The sequence below is a fragment of the Leucobacter fengyongliangi genome, from assembly GCF_050971685.1.
Classification (GTDB): Bacteria; Actinomycetota; Actinomycetes; order Actinomycetales; family Microbacteriaceae; genus Leucobacter.
This window is the reverse complement of sequence record NZ_JBPCEU010000014.1, coordinates 40,411-57,428: the sequence shown is the minus strand read 5'-3', so window position 1 is coordinate 57,428 and position 17,018 is coordinate 40,411. Positions and strand designations below refer to the sequence as shown.

The window sequence follows — 17,018 nt, the reverse complement described above, 5'->3', positions numbered from 1 at the left end:
TCCTTCCGTGTTATCGTCGGCATACGAATCGGTGAAAGCTCGTTATTAGCCGACGTGAAGCGGGGGAGACGCCCATGTTGATCAAGCGGAAGCACCTCGTGCTAGTCATTCCTGTGATCGTTTCGGGCCTACTGTTTGGCTGCGCCAGCGAACCTGCACTCGTTGAAACTCCTGAGAGTAGTACCGGCACCACTCCGACCTCGGCACCGGAATCCGCCACGGCTGCCCCGGTAGAAACTGAGCCAAACGCAGTCTCGCAGGAGGCGAGTTGCGGGTGGGATGTTGGTCCAGCTACTTGGTCGGGAGAAATGCCGGGTCGGCAACCCGATAGCCTCGTTCCCGGCATTGTGGGGGCGTGGCAACACACTCATGTCAACGACGGTGGCGGAATGAAGCCGGTATCTGGTGACATCAGGTACATTTTTCCCTCTGAGAACGAGATGATCTACTGCCAAGACATTCCTGGCATCACCGACAAAGCAGAGCAACCGACGCTCATCACGATCACAGACAACAGAATCAGCCCGCCCGCGCCCCATCCTGGTTTTGACGTCATGCTCATGGACGAAAACACCATGGTCTGGATCAACAACCTTGACGGCAGCAGTTACGTACTCGTTCGCAGATAACACCATGCGGCAACACCCGACCGGATGACCGGGTTGAAGATCCGAGCGATCTTCAACATATGCTGTGAAGTTATGGTAATTATTGCCAATTGTGACGCGTTCGCTTGGGCGGATCGCCTCTGGCCCCTAGCCTTGAACGCATGGATGTCACTCTCGCACTGACCGTGCTCGGCGCGCTGGTGTTGTCGGCTGGAGGGCTCGGCGTGTTTCTGAAACGCAATGCCGAACGGGCCCGGACCGTTTCGGGGGAGGCGCGAGTTGACGTTGCCTCTCTCGGCCTCGATCGCCTCGGCGCGCGCGCGACCATCGTGCAGTTCAGCACTGAGATGTGCTCGAGGTGCCCGGGCGTGCAGCGAACCATCTCGGGCCTCGTTGAGGAGCAGCCGGGGGTGGCCTTCGTTCACGTCGACGTCACCCACCGACCCGAGCTCGCGAGCGAGTTCAAGCTGCTGCAGACGCCGACTGTGCTGGTGCTCGACGAGGCGGGCCGCCCCCGCACGCGACTGAGCGGTGCGATCAGCCGGCAGTCACTCTCACACGAACTCGACTCAATCACCGGAGGCCTCAGTGTCGCACGATAGTCACGAAGCACAGGCGGTCGCCACCGGTCAGGGAGCCAGGCCGCAGGGATCCATCGACGCGCGCGCGCCTCGCTTCGGCGCGGCCATCACGTCGGTGCTGCTGCTTGTTGGCGTGTTTCTCGCGCTCATCGGTGTCTCAACTGAGGGTTCGCTGGGTGCTGCCTCGCTGGCGCAGCGGGCCCTCGACCCGGGATTCCTCGTGCTCGCCATCGTCGCGGTGCTCTTCACCTGGTCGCTCGTGTCGCCTGGTACTCAGCCCATTCAGGCGCTGTTCCGCGGTGTGGTGCAGCCGAAGCTTGCCGCGCCGTCCGAGTGGGAAGACCCCAGGCCGCCGCGCTTCGCGCAGGGCGTAGGCCTCTTCGTCGTCGGCGTGGGGCTGGTGCTGCACCTCGCGGGCGTGCCATGGGCGCTCGTGATCGCCGGTGCCGCCGCGTTCCTCGCTGCCGCGCTCAACGCGACCGTGGGCTTCTGCCTCGGCTGCGAGCTGTACCTACTGCTCACCCGCGCGGGTGTGATCCGCTCGAAGCGGCCGGCGAGCGCGTAGGTCGGCCTCGCCGGTGCGTGAGTCCACGCCGCCGGTGCGTGGATCGCTTTCGCCGGTGTGTGGATCACTTTCGCCGGTGTGTGGATCCCTTTCGCCGGTTCTGGGTAGGGCGCTAGTGGTTGCTTCACGGAGTTGAAGCAACCACTAGCGCCCTACTCTACGTGGCGCGCGGCAGGGGCGCGGGCGCGCGGCAGGGCCCGGGCGCGCGGCAGGGGCGAACGCGCGTGATCCGCTAGCGAACCCGGCGCACCTCGAAGGTGTGCTTCGGACGCACATACGCCTCCTGCGACTCGATCAGCTGCAGCTCGCGCTCGCCCGAGTTGATGGTGTTCTCGAGCAGTTCGAACACGCTCGCGGCGGTACGCGCCAGCGAGCCCGCTACGTCGCCGGACTCGCGCAGCAGCGTCGCGAACAGCGCCGTCGTCACGTCGCCCGAACCGTTCGCCTTGAACGGCAGGTGCGGGGTCTGCACGATCCACGCGCCCTCGCCGTTGACGGCCAGCATCTCGATCGTGCCCTCGGGCCGGTCGGGGCGCATCACGCTCGTCACCAGCACGGTCTGGGGGCCGCGGGCGCGAACCTGATCCACTGAGGCCAGCGTGTCTTCGAGCGTGAGCGGATCGGTGCCCGTGATGAACCCGAGCTCGAACTGATTCGGGGTGATGAGGTCAGCCTGCGGCACCACGCGATCGCGAATGAGTGACTGCACCTCGGGCGCGACGAAGCAGCCGGATGTGGCGCTGCCCAGCACCGGGTCGCACGCATAGATGGCTTCGGGATTGCGCTGCTTCACGAGCGCGACCGCGTCGAGAATCGCGTCGCCGATGTCGTTGCCGCCCTGATACCCCGAGAGCACGAGTTGCACGTCGTTCAGTCCGCCGCGATCGTCGATGCCGCGCACAATGTCGCGCACGTTGTCGCCGGTGAGCAGCGGCCCACCCCAGGATCCGTAGCCCGTGTGATTCGAGAACACGACGGTATAGACCGGCATCACCTCGTGGCCCATGCGCTGCAGCGGAAACACGGCGGCCGAATTGCCGACGTGGCCGTAGGAAACTGAGCTCTGAATCGAGAGAATGCGCATAGAACGATTCTGCCACGACTGACAGAATCGAAATGTCGAAAGGGGACCTCAGTGAGTCTCAAAGGAAAAACCCTGCTCATGTCGGGCGGTAGCCGGGGCATTGGCCTCGCGATCGCGCTGCGCGCAGCCGCCGATGGCGCGAACATTGCCATGCTCGCAAAGACCGATACGCCGCACCGCAAGCTCGAGGGCACGATCCACACGGCCGCCGATGCGATTCGGGCGGCTGGCGGCAACGCACTGCCCATCTTGGGTGACGTGCGCAGCGATGAAGACGTGGCCGGAGCCGCCGCGCAGGCGGTGAGGGTGTTTGGAGGCATCGACATCGTGCTCAACAACGCGAGCGTGATCGACCTCTCGCGCACGCTCGATCTTGCGCCGAAGAAGTACGACCTCATGCAAGACGTCAACACGCGGGGCACGTTTATGCTGTCGCGGGCGGCGATCCCGGCGCTTCGCGATGCGGAAAACCCGCACATTCTCTCACTCTCGCCGCCAGTGAATATGAACCCCAAGTGGCTCGGAGCACACACCGGCTACACGCTCGCGAAGTACGGGATGACGCTCGCGACGCTCGGCCTCGCGGCAGAGTTCGCGGGTGACGGCATCGCCGCGAACACGCTGTGGCCGCGCACTACGATCGCGACCGCCGCGGTTCAGAACCTGCTGGGTGGCGACCGGGTGATGGCCGCCTCGCGCACGCCCGAGATCTACGCCGACGCGGCGTACGCGGTACTCACAGCACCCGCGAGCGAGCGTACCGGGCAGACGCTGATCGTCGAGGACGTGCTGGAGGCCGCCGGGGTCACCGACTTCGCCCGTTACGCCGCCGTACCGGGTACGCCAGACAGCGAGCTGTTTCCCGACATCTTCCTCGGCTAGGGGGTGTGCATAGGCGCGGTCGTGGCGGTGGATGCGGCGGCTGTGGGAGCCGCTCCCGCCACCGCAACGAACTTCTCGTAGTCGGCGTGGGAGAGCGCCGCATAGGCGTGCCCCCACTCGAGGAGCGCCTCGCCGAGCGCCCGCCCACCGCCCACGTAGCCGCTCGCGATCACCGAGAACGGCGACTGGCTGTGTGCGCGGGCCAGCGTCACCGCGCACGCCTGCGCATAGGTCAGGAACGGCTCATCCTCGAGCGTCTCCGCGTCGATCCCGCCCTTCATGTCGTGGAACTGGCGCACGTATACGTCGACCCCTTCGCCGCGAAGGTACCCTAGGAACGGGTCGGAGACGGACTGCAGGATCCGCTGCATGGCCACCACGCGCCCGCCTTGACCGTGCTCGGTGACAGTCTCCCGCAGCACCCGGGGCTGCGGGATCTTGCCGTACTGCTCGAGCACGCTACGATTCGCCTCTTTCGACTGCAGGATCAGGGGGTGCTGATCGCCATCCTGCAGGAGCAGCAGGGCGCAACGCGTGCCGACGCTCCCGACACCCACGACGCGCCGAGCGAAATCCGAGACGGCGTAGTTGCGCATGAGGAGTCGGATATCGGTGTTGGCGCTCTCGAGATAGCGCCGAAAGTGATGGTGCACGCGCTGCTGCATCTCGGGGTCAGACCTGACCATCGTGGGCGGGTGTTCCACGAAGCGCAGCCGACCGCTGGGGTCGACCGTGGTGAGCTTTTTCGCCGCACGCTCGCCGGTGCGCCTTTTCGCTTGCCTGATGGCCCTGCGAAGTGCACGCGCCGACTCCGGCTCCAACGACTCGAGACCAGCCGCCGCGTCGAAATGCTGGTAGTAGCGTGCCCTCGGGCTGAGCCGCGTGCTTGCTCGCAACGTCACCGCGTACGCTCGCACCGCACCGAGCGCGGCCGCACTGGTCGCCTCCTCGCTGCGGCCGGTCGCCTGCCCCGCAATGATCACGCTGGTGATGAGTCGCTTGAGATCCCAGTCCCACGGCGCCCACGCCGCCTCGTCGAAATCGTTCAGGTCAAACACGAGCGTTTGCTGCGGCGAGGCGTAGAAGCCGAAGTTCGCCACGTGCGCGTCGCCGCCCGCGGGCATCACGATACCACTGTGAACGTCGGCCGCGAGATCCGCCGCCATGATTGCCGCCGTACCCCGATAGAAGGCGAACGGGCTCGCCGCCATGCGCTCGGCACGCAGCGGCACCAGCTCGGGCACGCGGGTCGCGTTCTGTTCGTCAAGAATCGCCAGTGGATCGCGCCGACCCGCCGTCATCTGCGCGAGCGAACGGCGCGGCACACGGCTACGCAGCCGACGACCCGCCTCGAGGCGCTCGGCGACCGAATCGAGCGGATGCCACCTCTCGTTCGGCACTGCAGGAACAAAGTGTGGGCTGTCGACGGCGCGGTCGATGGGGTTCGTTGCCGACGTTTCGAACGGCATGGCCGCATTCTGAGCTCTGGTGGGCATGGTTCATTCTGTCACTGTGGAAGGATGTCTCCATGGAACACGGAGCCGGCCGGTACGCACCGAGTCCGTCCGGCGACCTCCACCTCGGCAATCTCCGCACGGCGATGCTCGCCTGGCTGTGTGCGCGGTCCAGCAATCGTGCCTTCCTGATGCGGATCGAGGATCTCGACCGCGCCCGCGACGCGGGTGCGGCGATCCGCCAACTTGCTGATCTTCGGGCCCTCGGTCTCGACTGGGACGGCGAGCCGGTGATTCAGAGTGATCGGGCACCCGCGCACAATGCGGCGATCGCGCAGCTGCTGGACGCGGGCCTGGTCTACGAGTGCACGTGTACCCGCCGCGAGATCCTGGAGGCACCCTCGGCGCCGCACGCCCCGCCCGGTGCGTACCCGGGCACCTGCCGTGACCGCAGTGATGACGAGCGGGCCGCTGCTCGGATCGAAATCGCGCCCCGACTACCCGCCATCCGGCTGCGTGCACCCGAAGGTGCGCGCGAGACGAGCTTCGTGGATCTGTTCCTCGGCACGGTGACGGGGATCGTCGACGACTTCGTGCTTCGTCGGGGAGACGGCGCGGTTGCCTACAACCTCGCTGTGGTCGTCGACGATGCGGCGATGGGGGTGGATCAGGTGGTGCGGGGTGACGACCTCGCGAGCTCGACCCCCCGACAGATCTTGTTGCAGCGGCTGCTCGGCCTGCCTACTCCAGAGTATGTGCACGTGCCGCTGGTGCTTGGCGCTGCGGGGGCCAGGCTGGCGAAGCGCGACGGGGCGGTGACGCTGCGCGACTTAGACCAGGCGGGCATCGGCGTCGATCGGGTGCGTGAAATGCTCGCTGTCTCGCTCGGGCTCGCTGCAGAGGGCGAGCCCGTCACGATGCGCGAGCTCCTCGCGCGGTTCGATCTCGCGCTGCTCTCGCGGGAGCCCTGGGTCTACCGAGGCGACTGAGGCTCAGCCGGCAAGCTCAAGCCGCAGATCGGTGACGCGGATCGCCGCCTCACGCAGGCGCTCGGCGGGCAGGGTACCCGAGTCGACGGCTGTGACCATGCCAGCAATAACCGCCGACACCGTCGCGGTGTCCGAGCCGCGCACGAGCAGGGCCAGATCGGTGCCGGCGTTGAGGGCCGCAATGGTGACCGCGGTGAGATCGGCGTATTCGGGCACACCGGAATCGAGCAGCATGCCGAGGTCGTCAGACACGATGACGCCGGTGAAGTCGAGTTCGTCACGGGCGATCTGGTGCCAGGTGGGGGAGAGCGAAGCGGGGGCGGGATCGACAGCGATGTATGCCAGGTGACCGAACATGAGCAGTCGCGCACCCGCGTCGATTCCCGCAGCAAATGGCATCGCGTGGGTGGATCGCCAGGCCTCGAGCGGCAGATCCGTCGTCGGCACTCCCGAGTGTGAGTCGCCCGGAGCTGCGCCGTGCCCGGGGAAATGTTTCAGCGTGGAGGCGATGTCGAGCATCTCGCCCTGCTCGCCGGTCACCGCGGCGGTGACCCGAGCCGCCGCATCGTCGAAACCGACACCCAACTGCCGGGAATAGATGAAACTCCACGGGTCGGGGGCGACATCGGCGACGATGCCGAAGTTGACGGTGACCCCGACCTCGCCAAGTGTCACCGCCCGGCTGGCGAACGCCGCTGCCGTTTCGGCCGGATCCACACTCTTGAGCGTGTCTGCGCCTGGAGCCGGATCCCAGGGCAGGCGAGAAACCGTGCCGCCCTCTTGGTCGATGGCGACGAGCGGGGGCAACGCCGGGTCAGCAGTGAGGGCCGCGGTCAGCGCCGCGAGCTGCGTCGGGTCGCCCGAGACATTCGGGGGCATGACGATGAATCCGCCGAGGCCGAGTTGCTGCACGAAAGCACCGGCGACGGCCGGATCGGTGGTGGACACTGTTGCCATGACGACGCTGGCCGCGCGCTGCTCGGTTGACCAGCCGCCGACGATCTCGGTGGCACGCTCGCGTCGCGCCTCGTCGGGAGTCGGCGAGGCGGGTGTGACCGTGGGTGCCGGAGTTGCTTCCTCGATGGGAGCTCGGGTCACCACTGATTCAGGGGCGCACCCGGTGAGCGCGAGCAACATCACCGTAGATGCGCACGTGATGATTCGAGCGAGACTCATATGATGCCAGCGATGTGTGCGCCCAAAAACCAGCGCTCGCGACGCTACTTCTTGAGCGCGCGGATCACCCGAGCGAGTGCGCGCCCGGCGACGCATACGAAGGGGATGGCTACTGCGATCAACGCGATGGTGTTGGGCTCGAATCGGGTGTACCCGTCGCGGGTGACGTACGCGCCTACCGGCATGGCGCTGCCGCCACCGCCACCTCCTGCACCCTCGCCGGAGTTGCCCGCGTCTCCCTCGCCAGCTCCAAAACCGTAACTGACCATTGCCACCGGAACGATGGTCGTGCCATCGAGCTCGACTGGCGCGCCATATGCGGCATGCACGCCAACGGAAGTAACGGTCTCTGCGATCTGCTGTGTAAGGTTCGGCATATTCATAGCGTACGCCAGTTGTGCCTCTGAGCGGAGACTGAATACTGGATCGGCAAGCCCCTACTCAGGCTCGGCGTGCCTGCGCACGGACACGCTGGAGGCAGCGGGTCGCTTCGCTACAACATGGTCGCCAGACGATTGCTGCCGCAAGCGACGAATCACCCAGGGCACCAGGTGTTGCCGTGCCCACACGACATCTTCGGTTCTGGCTCGACGCCAGTTGCGCGGCGGCAGCGGCGGGGGCTCGAGCGGCTGCAGGTCGTTCGGAACGTTCAGCGCGGCAAGCGCAGCCCGAGCGATCGTGTGGTGCCCCAACGCATTAAGGTGCAAGCGATCGTCTGCCCAGTATCGGGTGTCTTGCAACTCTTCGATCGCCCACTGGTCGACGACGATGCAGTCGTGGCGCTGTGCGACTTTGCGCACATTCTCGTTGTAAATCGCGACCTTGCCACGAATCGAACGAAACACTGGCTGAAAGGCCACGTCAACGCCCGTGAACACCAGCACCGTGGCGCCGGTTTCGCGCAGCTTGCGCAGCACAAACTCAAGTTGCTTAGCGACGGCGTCCGGGTCCGAACCCGGGCGAATCACATCGTTGCCACCCGCGCAGACACTTACAAGATCTGGGCGCAGGTCGAGGGCCGGGCTCAGCTGTTCGTCGGTGATCTGACGGATGAGCTTCCCGCGCACCGCGAGGTTTGCATAGGCAAAGTCCTCGCTGTAGCTGCCCAGCACCTCAGCGAACCGGTCGGCCCAACCGCGTAGACCCCCCGGGCTGTCGGCCTCGGGGTCGCCGACACCCTCGGTGAAGGAATCGCCGATCGCTACGAAGCGCGACCAGGGCAAATCCAACAGCTCCGGCTGCGCGGTTTCATTCGGTGCACCCCGCTTGCCTCGCTCGGGGTGACCGACGTGCTCCGCGGTTTCTCCGTGGGCCGTGGTCTGTACGTTCTCGTTCGAAAGAGCTTCAGACACCCGTGCTGCCCCCTGAGTCTGTGTCGCGTGCAGATATGGCACCGCTATTCTAGGGCGTTGTGACCGATTCGAGCGATGCTTTGCACCTCCCGGGCACCAGTGCAGCTGAACATCTGCCGCCCGCCTACCCCGAACGAGCCGCACGCGGCACCGCGGGTTCACTGCGTGCGTGGCAAGAAGAAGCGATCAATCGTTACCTCGAGACGCAACCGCGGGACTTTCTCGCCTCCGCTACGCCGGGCGCAGGCAAGACGACCTTCGCGTTGCGTCTGGCGGCGATCCTGCGCGCGAACCGCACGATCACCCAGGTCATCGTCGTCGCGCCCACCGAGCACCTGAAGTCACAATGGGCCGATGCCGCCGCCCGCGCAGGGATACGCATCAATCCGAACTACGCGAACGGCGACGGCCTCGGCTACGGCGGGCACTATCACGGGGTCGCCGTGACGTATGCGCAGGTCGCCATGAAGCCGGTGCAGCACCGACTGCTTGCCGAGCGTGAGGACACACTGGTCATTCTCGACGAGGTGCACCACGGTGGCGACGCGCTGAGCTGGGGGGAGGCGATTCGAGATGCCTACGGCACGGCGCGGCGGCGGCTCTCGCTGACCGGCACCCCGTTCCGCTCCGACGACGCCACCATTCCATTTGTGGAATATTCACCACAGGGCCACGGATCTCGCATCTCCCGCACCGACTACGACTACGGCTACGGCAGGGCCCTGGCTGACGGCGTCGTGCGGCCGGTGATCTTCATGGTCTATGCGGGGGAGATGCGCTGGCAGACCTCCGCCGGGGAGGAGATGCAGGCGCGGCTGGGAGAGGGCAACACCAAAGACATCACCTCGCAGGCCTGGCGCACCGCGCTCGATCCCGCGGGCGAGTGGATCGCGAAGGTCTTGCGGGCTGCAGACCGGCGCCTCACCGAGGTACGCCACCACATCCCAGATGCTGGCGGGCTCGTGATCGCTACCGACCACGCCTCAGCCCGGGCATACGCATCGATTCTGCAGCAGATCACCGGCCAGGAGGTCGCCCTGATCCTCTCAGATGACTCGGGGGCGAGTGAGCGGATCGACCAGTTCTCTGCGGGGGATGATCGCTGGATGGTGGCCGTGCGCATGGTCTCGGAGGGGGTCGATGTGCCGCGACTCGCGGTTGGGGTCTACGCGACCAGCTCATCGACGCCGCTCTTCTTCGCGCAGGCGATCGGCCGCTTCGTGCGCAGTCGACGCCGCGGCGAGGTGGCGTCGATATTCATCCCGAACGTCCCGACGCTGATGCAGCTCGCGGCCGAACTCGAGAAGGAGCGCGGGCACGTGCTCGAGGGTCCGAAGAGCGCCGAAGAGATGTGGGATGCCGAGGCGGCGCTCATGGCTGAGGCAGAGAGTGAGGATCGCGCGTCGGAGGAGCTGACCGGCGAGTTCGTGTACCAGGCGCTCGGCTCGGATGCCCACTTCGATCGGGCGCTCTTTGACGGTGCCGAGTTCGGCGGATATGCGGAGGTCGACAGCGAGGAGGAGCTCGACTTCCTGGGATTCCCCGGCATTCTTGAGCCCCAGGAGGTGCGCACGCTGCTGCAGCAGCGACAGGCCAAGCAGGCTAAGCGCAGCGCCACGAAGCAAGGGATCCTCGAGCATGCGCCCGAACGCGCAGAGGCACCGGGCGCGCTGCACCGCACCCTTGGCGAGCAGCGCAAGCTGCTGAACAGCCTGGTCGGCATGTACGCGAAGGTGTCGGGGGAGCCACACGGGCAGATTCACTCCGAGCTGCGTCGGGTGTGCGGGGGGCCAGCTGTCGCACAGGCGAGCGTGACGCAGATGCAGCAACGGATCGACCTGCTGCGTCGACGACTGAGCGGATAATGCTCACGGGGGAGCTCTCAGCTTTCACCACCGGTTGTGGGTTCCGGCCACCGAGCATCCGACCCGAGTAAACGTTGCGGCGTGACTCGCTGAGCGGAGTCGCTCGATTCGTCTGTGGTTCGGATCCGTGCTAGGTTATTCTCTGTTCGCCGGAGAAGTTCGGCAGCGTGTTCGCGCGGGTGGCGGAATGGCAGACGCGCTAGCTTGAGGTGCTAGTGCCCGTATTAGGGCGTGGGGGTTCAAGTCCCCCTCCGCGCACGAACAGGAAAAGGCTGATCGAGAGATCAGCCTTTTCTGCTTTCCGCATGAGATCTGGGTTCTTTCACTTTCGTAGATAGTTAGCCAAGCTGTTAATTATAACGGGTGTACTATTCCCGTATGGCAACCGCACACGTGGGGCAAAAGACCCCGACGTTCACTCGCAAACAATGGCTCGCGCTGATCAGCATCAGCCTCTCTGTCGCACTTATTATCGTTGATTCGACGATTGTGAACGTTGCGATCCCCTCGATTGTGGGAGACCTTGGCATCACCTCCACGCAGGTGCAATGGGTGCAAGAAAGCTACACGCTCGTCTTCGCTGCATTGCTCCTGATGTTCGGAGCGCTGGCCGACCGCTATGGGCAGAAACGGCTCCTGGTGCTCGGTGTCGTTATCTTCGCCGGCTCCTCGGTGTTTGCAGCCCTGGCGCCCACGGGTGACCTGCTTATTGCCTCCCGGGTGCTGCAGGGGGTAGGCGGGGCGATGGTGCTCCCCACGACCCTGTCGCTCATCAACACGGGCTTCACCGGTCGGGCGCGGGGGCTCGCCTTCGCGGTCTGGGGTTCGACCATTGGCGGCATGGTCGCGGTCGGGCCGCTGCTTGGTGGCTGGCTCACTACCGCATTTAGCTGGCGTTGGGCGTTTGGCATCAACATTCCGCTCGGAATCTTGATCGTGATCGGCATCGTGCTGACCGTGGTAGATGCGCCGCGCGCTGCTATCTCGCAGCGGATTGATATCGGCGGGGCCGTGCTCTCCGTCGTTGCAAGCGCCAGCCTGGTCTTTGGGCTCATTGAGGGACGAACCCTGGGATGGTGGCTGAGCGATGCAACCGACCCCTTCACCCTGGGGAACTGGACCTGGAACCTGCAGCTTTCTCCGGTGCCGATATCGCTTGCGCTGTTCGTGGTCGCGACGACAGTGTTCATTCTGCGCGCGCGTCACCGGGAGGCTCTTGGCAAACCGACATTGCTTTCTCTGCAGCTCTTCTCGATCCGTTCCTTCCGCAACGGAAATGTGGCCGCGCTCATCGTGTCCCTCGGCGAGTTCGGCATCATCCTGGCACTACCGCTGTGGCTGCAAAATGTCGTGGGGTACGACGCCCTGCAGACCGGATTCGTGCTGCTTGCGCTGGCCCTGGGATCGTTCGTTGCGAGCGGGATGTCTGTCGGCATTTCAAAGAAGGCGACACCGATCACGATGGTGCGCATCGGTCTCGGCGCTGAGGTCATCGGTGTGCTGGGTCTCGCGTGGGCGATGTCGCCCGATGCCAGTTGGCTCGCGGTCACCCCGTTCCTCTTCATCTACGGCATCGGTGTCGGGTTTGCCACGGCGCAACTCACCGGAGTTATTCTGCAAGATGTGCCGGTTGAGCGTAGCGGCCAAGGCTCCGGCACCCAGAGCACCGCGCGCCAGGTGGGTTCCGCGCTCGGTATTGCCCTGCTCGGCACGATTCTCTTCACATCAACCGGTGCGGTTCTCGATGCTCAGTTGCGAAACGATGTGCCCTCGATGAGTGCCGAGGCCCGCACGGAAGTGGTTGACGCGGTGGTCGTGAGCGCCGGGGCAGCGATTCCGCAGCTCATCGCGCAGGATCCCGAGGTGGGCAACGCCGCGGCGACCGCCTTCACCGACGGCACCCGCCTATCCGCGGTCGCAGCGGCTGGGTTTCTGCTTGTGGGGTTCGCGGCGACCTTCAGGCTGCATTCACGACGTGACGAGGATCACGTCACAAGCTAGGTGAGTCTCGACAGCGGAGGTCTTAAGGACCGTTGCGGTTCGCTCCGATCCTCGTCTCGCTGACTTGCCGAAACGGCAGTTGTTTGGCACCATGTTGATTATATGTTCGAGGCATCGAAGTTAAGAATTTTGTGGATCGGAACCCCGGTCCGAGATGGTGCGCGCCCGATAACGACGTACGCCCGCACGCGCACGCGCACTCGTCGACTCGCCGCGGTTCTGGCTATCGGGCTGGCGCTGACAACGGTGACGGGCTGCGGATCCACTCCCGCTGCTTCCGAGCGCGACGTGCTGCGCGTGTACGTGACCACCGGGTATATCGCCGACGCGGTCGCGAACATTGCACCGAATGCCCAGGTGACAACAATGGTCGGACCCGGGGGCGATCCACACAGCTACCAGCCATCGACGCGTGACATCGAGCGGATTCTCGATGCCGACCTCGTACTGTGGAACGGGCTCGAACTCGAAGCGCAGATGTCAGATCAACTCGCCAGCCTCGGGGACCGGCAACTCGCCGTCGCCGAGACGCTGCCTGACGAGCTGCTCATCCCGCTGCCCGAAACGGACTCAGGCGGGCATCCACTGGTCGATCCTCATGTGTGGAATGACCCGGCTGCGTGGGGCCTCGTCGTGCAGGCCATCGCCGAGAAGCTCGGCGAGATCCACCCGGGTGGTGCGACCGGTTATGTCGAGCGCGCGACGGCCTACGCCGGGCAGATTACGCGCGAAGCTGATCGCATCTCGGCGATCCTTGAGGCGATTCCCGAGCCGCGCACGTTGATCACCGGGCATGACGCGTTCTCGTACTTTGGCCGCACCTTCGATCTTGAGGTGCGGGCCACCGACTTTATCTCGACCGAGGCGGCGCTTGGCGCGGGCCAACTCGACGAACTCGCGGCATTGATCGCCGAGAACCGCGTGCCCGTGATTTTCAACGATAACCAGGCAAATCCGCAAGCGATCACGAGCCTGCGCGAGGCGGTGGAGGCACGGGGATGGCGCGTCACGATCTCGGCAGCGGAGTTGTACGCCGACTCGCTCGGCGCCGAAGCCGGGGTCGACACCTACCTCGGGGTGCTCGCGCACAACGCCAATGCAATCGCCGAGACCCTGATCGAGGATACGCGATGAACGATGCTGACGCGCACCGCAGCGCGAGTCCGGCCTGCCGCACGATTGACCTGAGCGTCGCCTATCGCGAGAGCGCGGTGCTCGAGAACGTCTCGATTGACGTGCCCCAGGGAGTGGTGATGGGCATCGTCGGTCCGAACGGCGCGGGCAAATCCACGCTCTTGAAGGCCATGCTCGGCCTCGTGCAGCCGCTGACCGGTCGCGCCGAGTTCTTCGGCAGCACGTTTGAGAAGGCGCGCGGCAGGGTCGGGTATATGCCGCAGTCCTCAAGCGTCGACTGGGACTATCCGGCAACCGTGTTCGACGCAGTGCTGATGGGCACGTATGGGGGTCTGGGGTGGATCCGCCGGCCCGGCAAAGAGGAGCGATCCCGGGCGCGCGAGGCGCTCGAGCGGACGGGAATTGTGGATCTCGCTTCGCGTCAGATCGGCGAACTCTCGGGCGGTCAGCGCCAACGGGTGTTTCTCGCTCGCACCCTGGTGCAAGCCCCCGATCTCACCATCATGGACGAACCATTTCAGGGGGTGGACGCGAAGAGCCAGCATGCGATCCTGACAGTGCTCCACCAGCTGCGCGCCCAAGGCAGCACCGTCGTGATGGTGCATCACGACCTCGCCACGGTGCGCGACTCGTGCGACTACGTGACCCTCCTGAATCGCAGGGTGATTGCCTCGGGCCCCGTCGCCGAGGCGTTCACGACGGAGCACTTGCGCACCGCCTATGAGGCGAGCGGCGGCGACACGTTCCTCGAGCTGCCCCGATAGGTCGTCAGAATGAGCCCGATCGAGTTTTTCGACACCCACACCTATCGCATGGTGTTTTTTGGTACCGCCGTCATCGGACTCGTCGCCGGTGCCCTGGGGCCGTTCGTCTACCTGCGAAAACAATCGCTGATGAGTGACGTCATCTCGCACGCCGCGCTTCCCGGAGCCCTGCTCGCGTTCCTCAGCGCGGTGCTGTTGTTTGGCATTGATGGGAGAAACATGCTCGGGCTGATCGTCGGGGCGGTGGTCATTGGCACACTGGCGGCCCTCGCTGCGAACGCGATCACGCGCGTATCGAAACTCGCGATTGACACTGCCATGGCGGTGGTGCTCACGTTCTTCTTCGGCGTGGGCATGCTGTTGCTGAGCGTGATCACCAACGGCCCGTTCCCCGGCAAGGGCGGCATTCAGGATTACCTGTTCGGAAACGCCTCGGTGATCACCCTCGCCGATCTCGTCACGAGCATTTCGGTGGGCGGGATCGCGCTCGTGATTACTGCGCTGTTCTGGAAAGAATTCGCGGTGCGGACTTTCGATCCCGACCTCGCTGTGGTGCTCGGCTTTCGCGCGCGCGGCATCGATACCCTGCTGTTCATCACGATCGTCATCGCGACGGTGATCGGCGTGAAGGCAGTCGGCCTCGTGCTCATGGTCGCCTTCGTCATCACGCCCCCGGCGGCGGCTCGGCAATGGGTGAGCTCCCTGCGGGGCCTGGTCCTACTGTCCGCGGCAATTGGGGCGGTAGGCAGTGGTGTCGGGGCCTACCTGTCGATTTCGTGGGGCGGTGTGTCGACAGGACCCGTCATTGTGCTCACACTGTTCGCGATCTTTGTGTGTTCGCTTCTGTTTGCCCCGCGGCGAAGCATATTGACCCGCGCGCGGGCGAGGCGCAGGGCGCGCCTGGCGTTGCGAGATTCGCTGCTGAGTACCGGGGGTGCCCGATGAGTTTTGTGCTCGGCACCTCCATACTCGCCGTGGTCACCGCGCTGGCCTGTGCGCTGCCGGGTGTCTTCATCGTGCTGCGAAAGAACTCGATGCTGGTCGATGCGATCAGCCACGCCGTGTTTCCCGGCATCGTCGTGGGCTATCTCTTCTCCAGAGACCTGGATTCCCCGATATTGATCGCCGGAGCCGCGCTCGCCGGGCTGCTCGTGGTTCTGGGCAGCGAGTGGCTCAGTCGCACGGGTCTCATTACGGGGGATGCGCCGCAGGGGCTCATATTTCCTGCATTGTTCAGCATCGGGGTCATCCTCATCACGATGAATTTCTCGAACGTGCACCTCGATACACACACGGTTCTGGTGGGCGACCTTAATCTCGCCTCGTTCGAGCAGTTCGCGGTGCAGGGCATCCCGGTGGCCCCGGTCTATCTGGTGCTGATGCTGGGGATGCTGGCCCTCAATGTCGTGTTCATCGCCGCGCTGTACCCGAGGCTTGCGGTATCGACCTTCGACCCAGAGTTCGCTCGTTCGCTCGGAGTTCGCACCGGGGTGCTGAATGCCGGGCTGATGCTGCTGGTCGCGGTGACTGTCACCGCTGCGTTCAACGCCGCGGGAGCAATACTGGTGGTTGCGCTGGTCATCGCGCCGCCGGCTACCGCGCTTCTGGTGACGCGCGGGCTTCCCGCGATGATCGCCCTGACCCTGGCGATTGCCGCCTTTGGCGCGATTGTGGGCTTCTGGATCGCCTACTGGCTCGACGCCCCCACAAGCGCAAGTATGGCGATCTGGTACGGCGTGATGTTCCTCGCCACCCTTGTGGTCAGCGGCGGTGCGCGGCGCAGGGGCGCGAGGTCAGGCGTCGATTCCGCGATCCACCAGCGACACCCACACCGCATCGGTGGCGGTGCGACCCAAGGAAATTGAGGCGCCAGGAGTGCCAGCAGCTTCACTAGGATCACTCGCACCGACGACGATCTCAAGTGCGTCCGAGAAGGGCGACCCCTCACGTGCCTCGAATGTGGTGCCCACTGCGAGACCGTGTTCGGAGAAGTACTGCAGCAGTGCCGGATCGTCGTCTGAAATGCGTTCGATGCGCAGCACGCTGCCCGGTGAGGCGCTGCTGAGGGGGTGCGCGTCGGGATACACGATCTCACCCGAGGCGCTGGGAATCGGGTCGCCATGTGGATCCCGAACCGGAAATCCGAGGAGCGCGTCGAGCCGGTCGATCATAAAATCTGAGACCGCGTGTTCGAGTGACTCTGCCTCGTCGTGCACGAGATCCCAGCTGTACCCGAGCATCTCGACGAGGAAGGTTTCGATGAGACGGTGGCGACGCACCATTCCTATCGCGTAGGCGCGACCGCTCTCGGTCAGTGTAATCGCGCCGTAGGGCGCGTGATCCAGCAACCCCTTGTCAGCGAGGCGACGCACCGCATCCGACACGGTTGAGAGCTTCATGCCGGTGGCCTCGGCGACGAGAGAGGGCGTCACCGGTGCATCAGACCACTCTTGCAGGCCCCACACGGCCTTGAGATAGTTCTGACTGCTCGGGGAGAGCTCTGAGAGCACCATGCGAAAACTCTACCAAACAAGAAATTTCGAACCAACGAAGTTGGAAGTCG

Annotated in this window: 17 protein-coding genes and 1 tRNA gene; 12 read left to right on the top strand and 6 right to left on the bottom strand. The window is 65.0% G+C overall.

Annotation, left to right across the window (positions count from 1 at the left end; genetic code table 11):
- The first annotated feature begins 74 nt into the window (after positions 1-74).
- The 3 genes from ACR0R4_RS11095 to ACR0R4_RS11085 all read left to right on the top strand — a co-directional run bounded on the left by ACR0R4_RS11095 (position 75) and on the right by ACR0R4_RS11085 (position 1,754).
- The gene (locus ACR0R4_RS11095) at positions 75-629 is read left to right on the top strand and encodes a hypothetical protein (protein WP_433647509.1); all 555 of its coding nucleotides are present in this window, start codon (positions 75-77) and stop codon (positions 627-629) included.
- 140 nt (positions 630-769) lie between these two features.
- A complete protein-coding gene (locus tag ACR0R4_RS11090; protein ID WP_433647507.1) occupies positions 770-1,210 on the top strand; it encodes a thioredoxin family protein in 441 nt (146 codons plus the stop codon).
- Between the two features lie 52 nt (positions 1,211-1,262).
- A complete protein-coding gene (locus ACR0R4_RS11085) occupies positions 1,263-1,754 on the top strand; it encodes a DUF4395 domain-containing protein (protein ID WP_433647550.1) in 492 nt (163 codons plus the stop codon).
- 232 nt (positions 1,755-1,986) lie between these two features.
- Here the strand turns inward: ACR0R4_RS11085 and pdxY are convergent, their stop codons facing one another.
- The gene (gene pdxY, locus ACR0R4_RS11080; protein WP_433647505.1) at positions 1,987-2,838 is read right to left on the bottom strand and encodes a pyridoxal kinase PdxY; all 852 of its coding nucleotides are present in this window, start codon (positions 2,836-2,838) and stop codon (positions 1,987-1,989) included.
- A 51-nt stretch (positions 2,839-2,889) separates the two neighbouring features.
- Between pdxY and ACR0R4_RS11075 the strand changes: the two genes are divergently transcribed.
- Positions 2,890-3,720, top strand: a complete 831-nt coding sequence (locus tag ACR0R4_RS11075; protein ID WP_433647503.1) for an SDR family oxidoreductase — start codon at positions 2,890-2,892, stop codon at positions 3,718-3,720.
- Here ACR0R4_RS11075 and ACR0R4_RS11070 read toward each other — a convergent pair.
- The gene (locus tag ACR0R4_RS11070) at positions 3,717-5,216 is read right to left on the bottom strand and encodes a DUF2252 domain-containing protein (protein WP_433647502.1); all 1,500 of its coding nucleotides are present in this window, start codon (positions 5,214-5,216) and stop codon (positions 3,717-3,719) included. The genes ACR0R4_RS11075 and ACR0R4_RS11070 overlap by 4 nt on opposite strands.
- Positions 5,217-5,248: 32 nt before the next feature.
- Here ACR0R4_RS11070 and gluQRS point away from each other — a divergent pair, with 32 nt between their 5' ends.
- Entirely contained in the window at positions 5,249-6,163 is a 915-nt protein-coding gene (gene gluQRS, locus ACR0R4_RS11065) for a tRNA glutamyl-Q(34) synthetase GluQRS (RefSeq protein WP_433647501.1), read from the top strand.
- Between the two features lie 3 nt (positions 6,164-6,166).
- Here the strand turns inward: gluQRS and ACR0R4_RS11060 are convergent, their stop codons facing one another.
- The 3 genes from ACR0R4_RS11060 to ACR0R4_RS11050 are packed head-to-tail and all read right to left on the bottom strand — an operon-like array spanning position 6,167 to position 8,571.
- Complete coding sequence (locus ACR0R4_RS11060) at positions 6,167-7,339, bottom strand: glycoside hydrolase family 3 N-terminal domain-containing protein (RefSeq protein WP_433647500.1); 1,173 nt, start codon at positions 7,337-7,339, stop codon at positions 6,167-6,169.
- A 44-nt stretch (positions 7,340-7,383) separates the two neighbouring features.
- Positions 7,384-7,716: a spore germination protein GerW family protein gene (locus tag ACR0R4_RS11055; protein WP_433647498.1), complete on the bottom strand. Its 333-nt coding sequence runs from the start codon at positions 7,714-7,716 to the stop codon at positions 7,384-7,386.
- Positions 7,717-7,776: 60 nt separating this feature from the next.
- Positions 7,777-8,571, bottom strand: a complete 795-nt coding sequence (locus ACR0R4_RS11050; protein WP_433647549.1) for an SGNH/GDSL hydrolase family protein — start codon at positions 8,569-8,571, stop codon at positions 7,777-7,779.
- A 179-nt stretch (positions 8,572-8,750) separates the two neighbouring features.
- Between ACR0R4_RS11050 and ACR0R4_RS11045 the strand changes: the two genes are divergently transcribed.
- The 7 genes from ACR0R4_RS11045 (at position 8,751) to ACR0R4_RS11015 (ending at position 16,320) form a co-directional block, all read left to right on the top strand.
- On the top strand, positions 8,751-10,556 hold the full coding sequence (locus ACR0R4_RS11045; RefSeq protein ID WP_433647497.1) for a DEAD/DEAH box helicase: 1,806 nt from the start codon (positions 8,751-8,753) through the stop codon (positions 10,554-10,556).
- A 173-nt stretch (positions 10,557-10,729) separates the two neighbouring features.
- Positions 10,730-10,814 (top strand) — tRNA-Leu (locus ACR0R4_RS11040).
- Positions 10,815-10,934: 120 nt separating this feature from the next.
- The gene (locus ACR0R4_RS11035; RefSeq protein WP_433647495.1) at positions 10,935-12,557 is read left to right on the top strand and encodes a DHA2 family efflux MFS transporter permease subunit; all 1,623 of its coding nucleotides are present in this window, start codon (positions 10,935-10,937) and stop codon (positions 12,555-12,557) included.
- 129 nt (positions 12,558-12,686) lie between these two features.
- Positions 12,687-13,691 carry a metal ABC transporter substrate-binding protein gene (locus tag ACR0R4_RS11030; protein WP_433647493.1) on the top strand — a complete coding sequence of 335 codons (1,005 nt, stop codon included), beginning with the start codon at positions 12,687-12,689 and terminating at the stop codon, positions 13,689-13,691.
- Positions 13,688-14,455: a metal ABC transporter ATP-binding protein gene (locus tag ACR0R4_RS11025; protein WP_433647491.1), complete on the top strand. Its 768-nt coding sequence runs from the start codon at positions 13,688-13,690 to the stop codon at positions 14,453-14,455. The genes ACR0R4_RS11030 and ACR0R4_RS11025 overlap by 4 nt, the downstream gene beginning before the upstream one ends.
- A 9-nt stretch (positions 14,456-14,464) precedes the next feature.
- The gene (locus ACR0R4_RS11020) at positions 14,465-15,400 is read left to right on the top strand and encodes a metal ABC transporter permease (RefSeq protein WP_433647489.1); all 936 of its coding nucleotides are present in this window, start codon (positions 14,465-14,467) and stop codon (positions 15,398-15,400) included.
- A complete protein-coding gene (locus tag ACR0R4_RS11015) occupies positions 15,397-16,320 on the top strand; it encodes a metal ABC transporter permease (RefSeq protein WP_433647487.1) in 924 nt (307 codons plus the stop codon). The genes ACR0R4_RS11020 and ACR0R4_RS11015 overlap by 4 nt, the downstream gene beginning before the upstream one ends.
- Here ACR0R4_RS11015 and ACR0R4_RS11010 read toward each other — a convergent pair.
- The gene (locus tag ACR0R4_RS11010; RefSeq protein ID WP_433647485.1) at positions 16,249-16,968 is read right to left on the bottom strand and encodes a metal-dependent transcriptional regulator; all 720 of its coding nucleotides are present in this window, start codon (positions 16,966-16,968) and stop codon (positions 16,249-16,251) included. The genes ACR0R4_RS11015 and ACR0R4_RS11010 overlap by 72 nt on opposite strands.
- Between the last annotated feature and the right edge of the window lie 50 nt (positions 16,969-17,018).

Coding starts and splice junctions, on each gene's coding strand:
- ACR0R4_RS11015 (WP_433647487.1), top strand. CDS start 15,397: ATGAGTTTTGTGCTCGGCACCTCCATACTCGCCGTGGTCACCGCGCTG.
- ACR0R4_RS11025 (WP_433647491.1), top strand. CDS start 13,688: ATGAACGATGCTGACGCGCACCGCAGCGCGAGTCCGGCCTGCCGCACG.
- ACR0R4_RS11020 (WP_433647489.1), top strand. CDS start 14,465: ATGAGCCCGATCGAGTTTTTCGACACCCACACCTATCGCATGGTGTTT.
- ACR0R4_RS11055 (WP_433647498.1), bottom strand. CDS start 7,716: ATGCCGAACCTTACACAGCAGATCGCAGAGACCGTTACTTCCGTTGGC.
- pdxY (WP_433647505.1), bottom strand. CDS start 2,838: ATGCGCATTCTCTCGATTCAGAGCTCAGTTTCCTACGGCCACGTCGGC.
- ACR0R4_RS11095 (WP_433647509.1), top strand. CDS start 75: ATGTTGATCAAGCGGAAGCACCTCGTGCTAGTCATTCCTGTGATCGTT.
- ACR0R4_RS11060 (WP_433647500.1), bottom strand. CDS start 7,339: ATGAGTCTCGCTCGAATCATCACGTGCGCATCTACGGTGATGTTGCTC.
- ACR0R4_RS11010 (WP_433647485.1), bottom strand. CDS start 16,968: ATGGTGCTCTCAGAGCTCTCCCCGAGCAGTCAGAACTATCTCAAGGCC.
- ACR0R4_RS11035 (WP_433647495.1), top strand. CDS start 10,935: ATGGCAACCGCACACGTGGGGCAAAAGACCCCGACGTTCACTCGCAAA.
- ACR0R4_RS11070 (WP_433647502.1), bottom strand. CDS start 5,216: ATGCCCACCAGAGCTCAGAATGCGGCCATGCCGTTCGAAACGTCGGCA.
- gluQRS (WP_433647501.1), top strand. CDS start 5,249: ATGGAACACGGAGCCGGCCGGTACGCACCGAGTCCGTCCGGCGACCTC.
- ACR0R4_RS11090 (WP_433647507.1), top strand. CDS start 770: ATGGATGTCACTCTCGCACTGACCGTGCTCGGCGCGCTGGTGTTGTCG.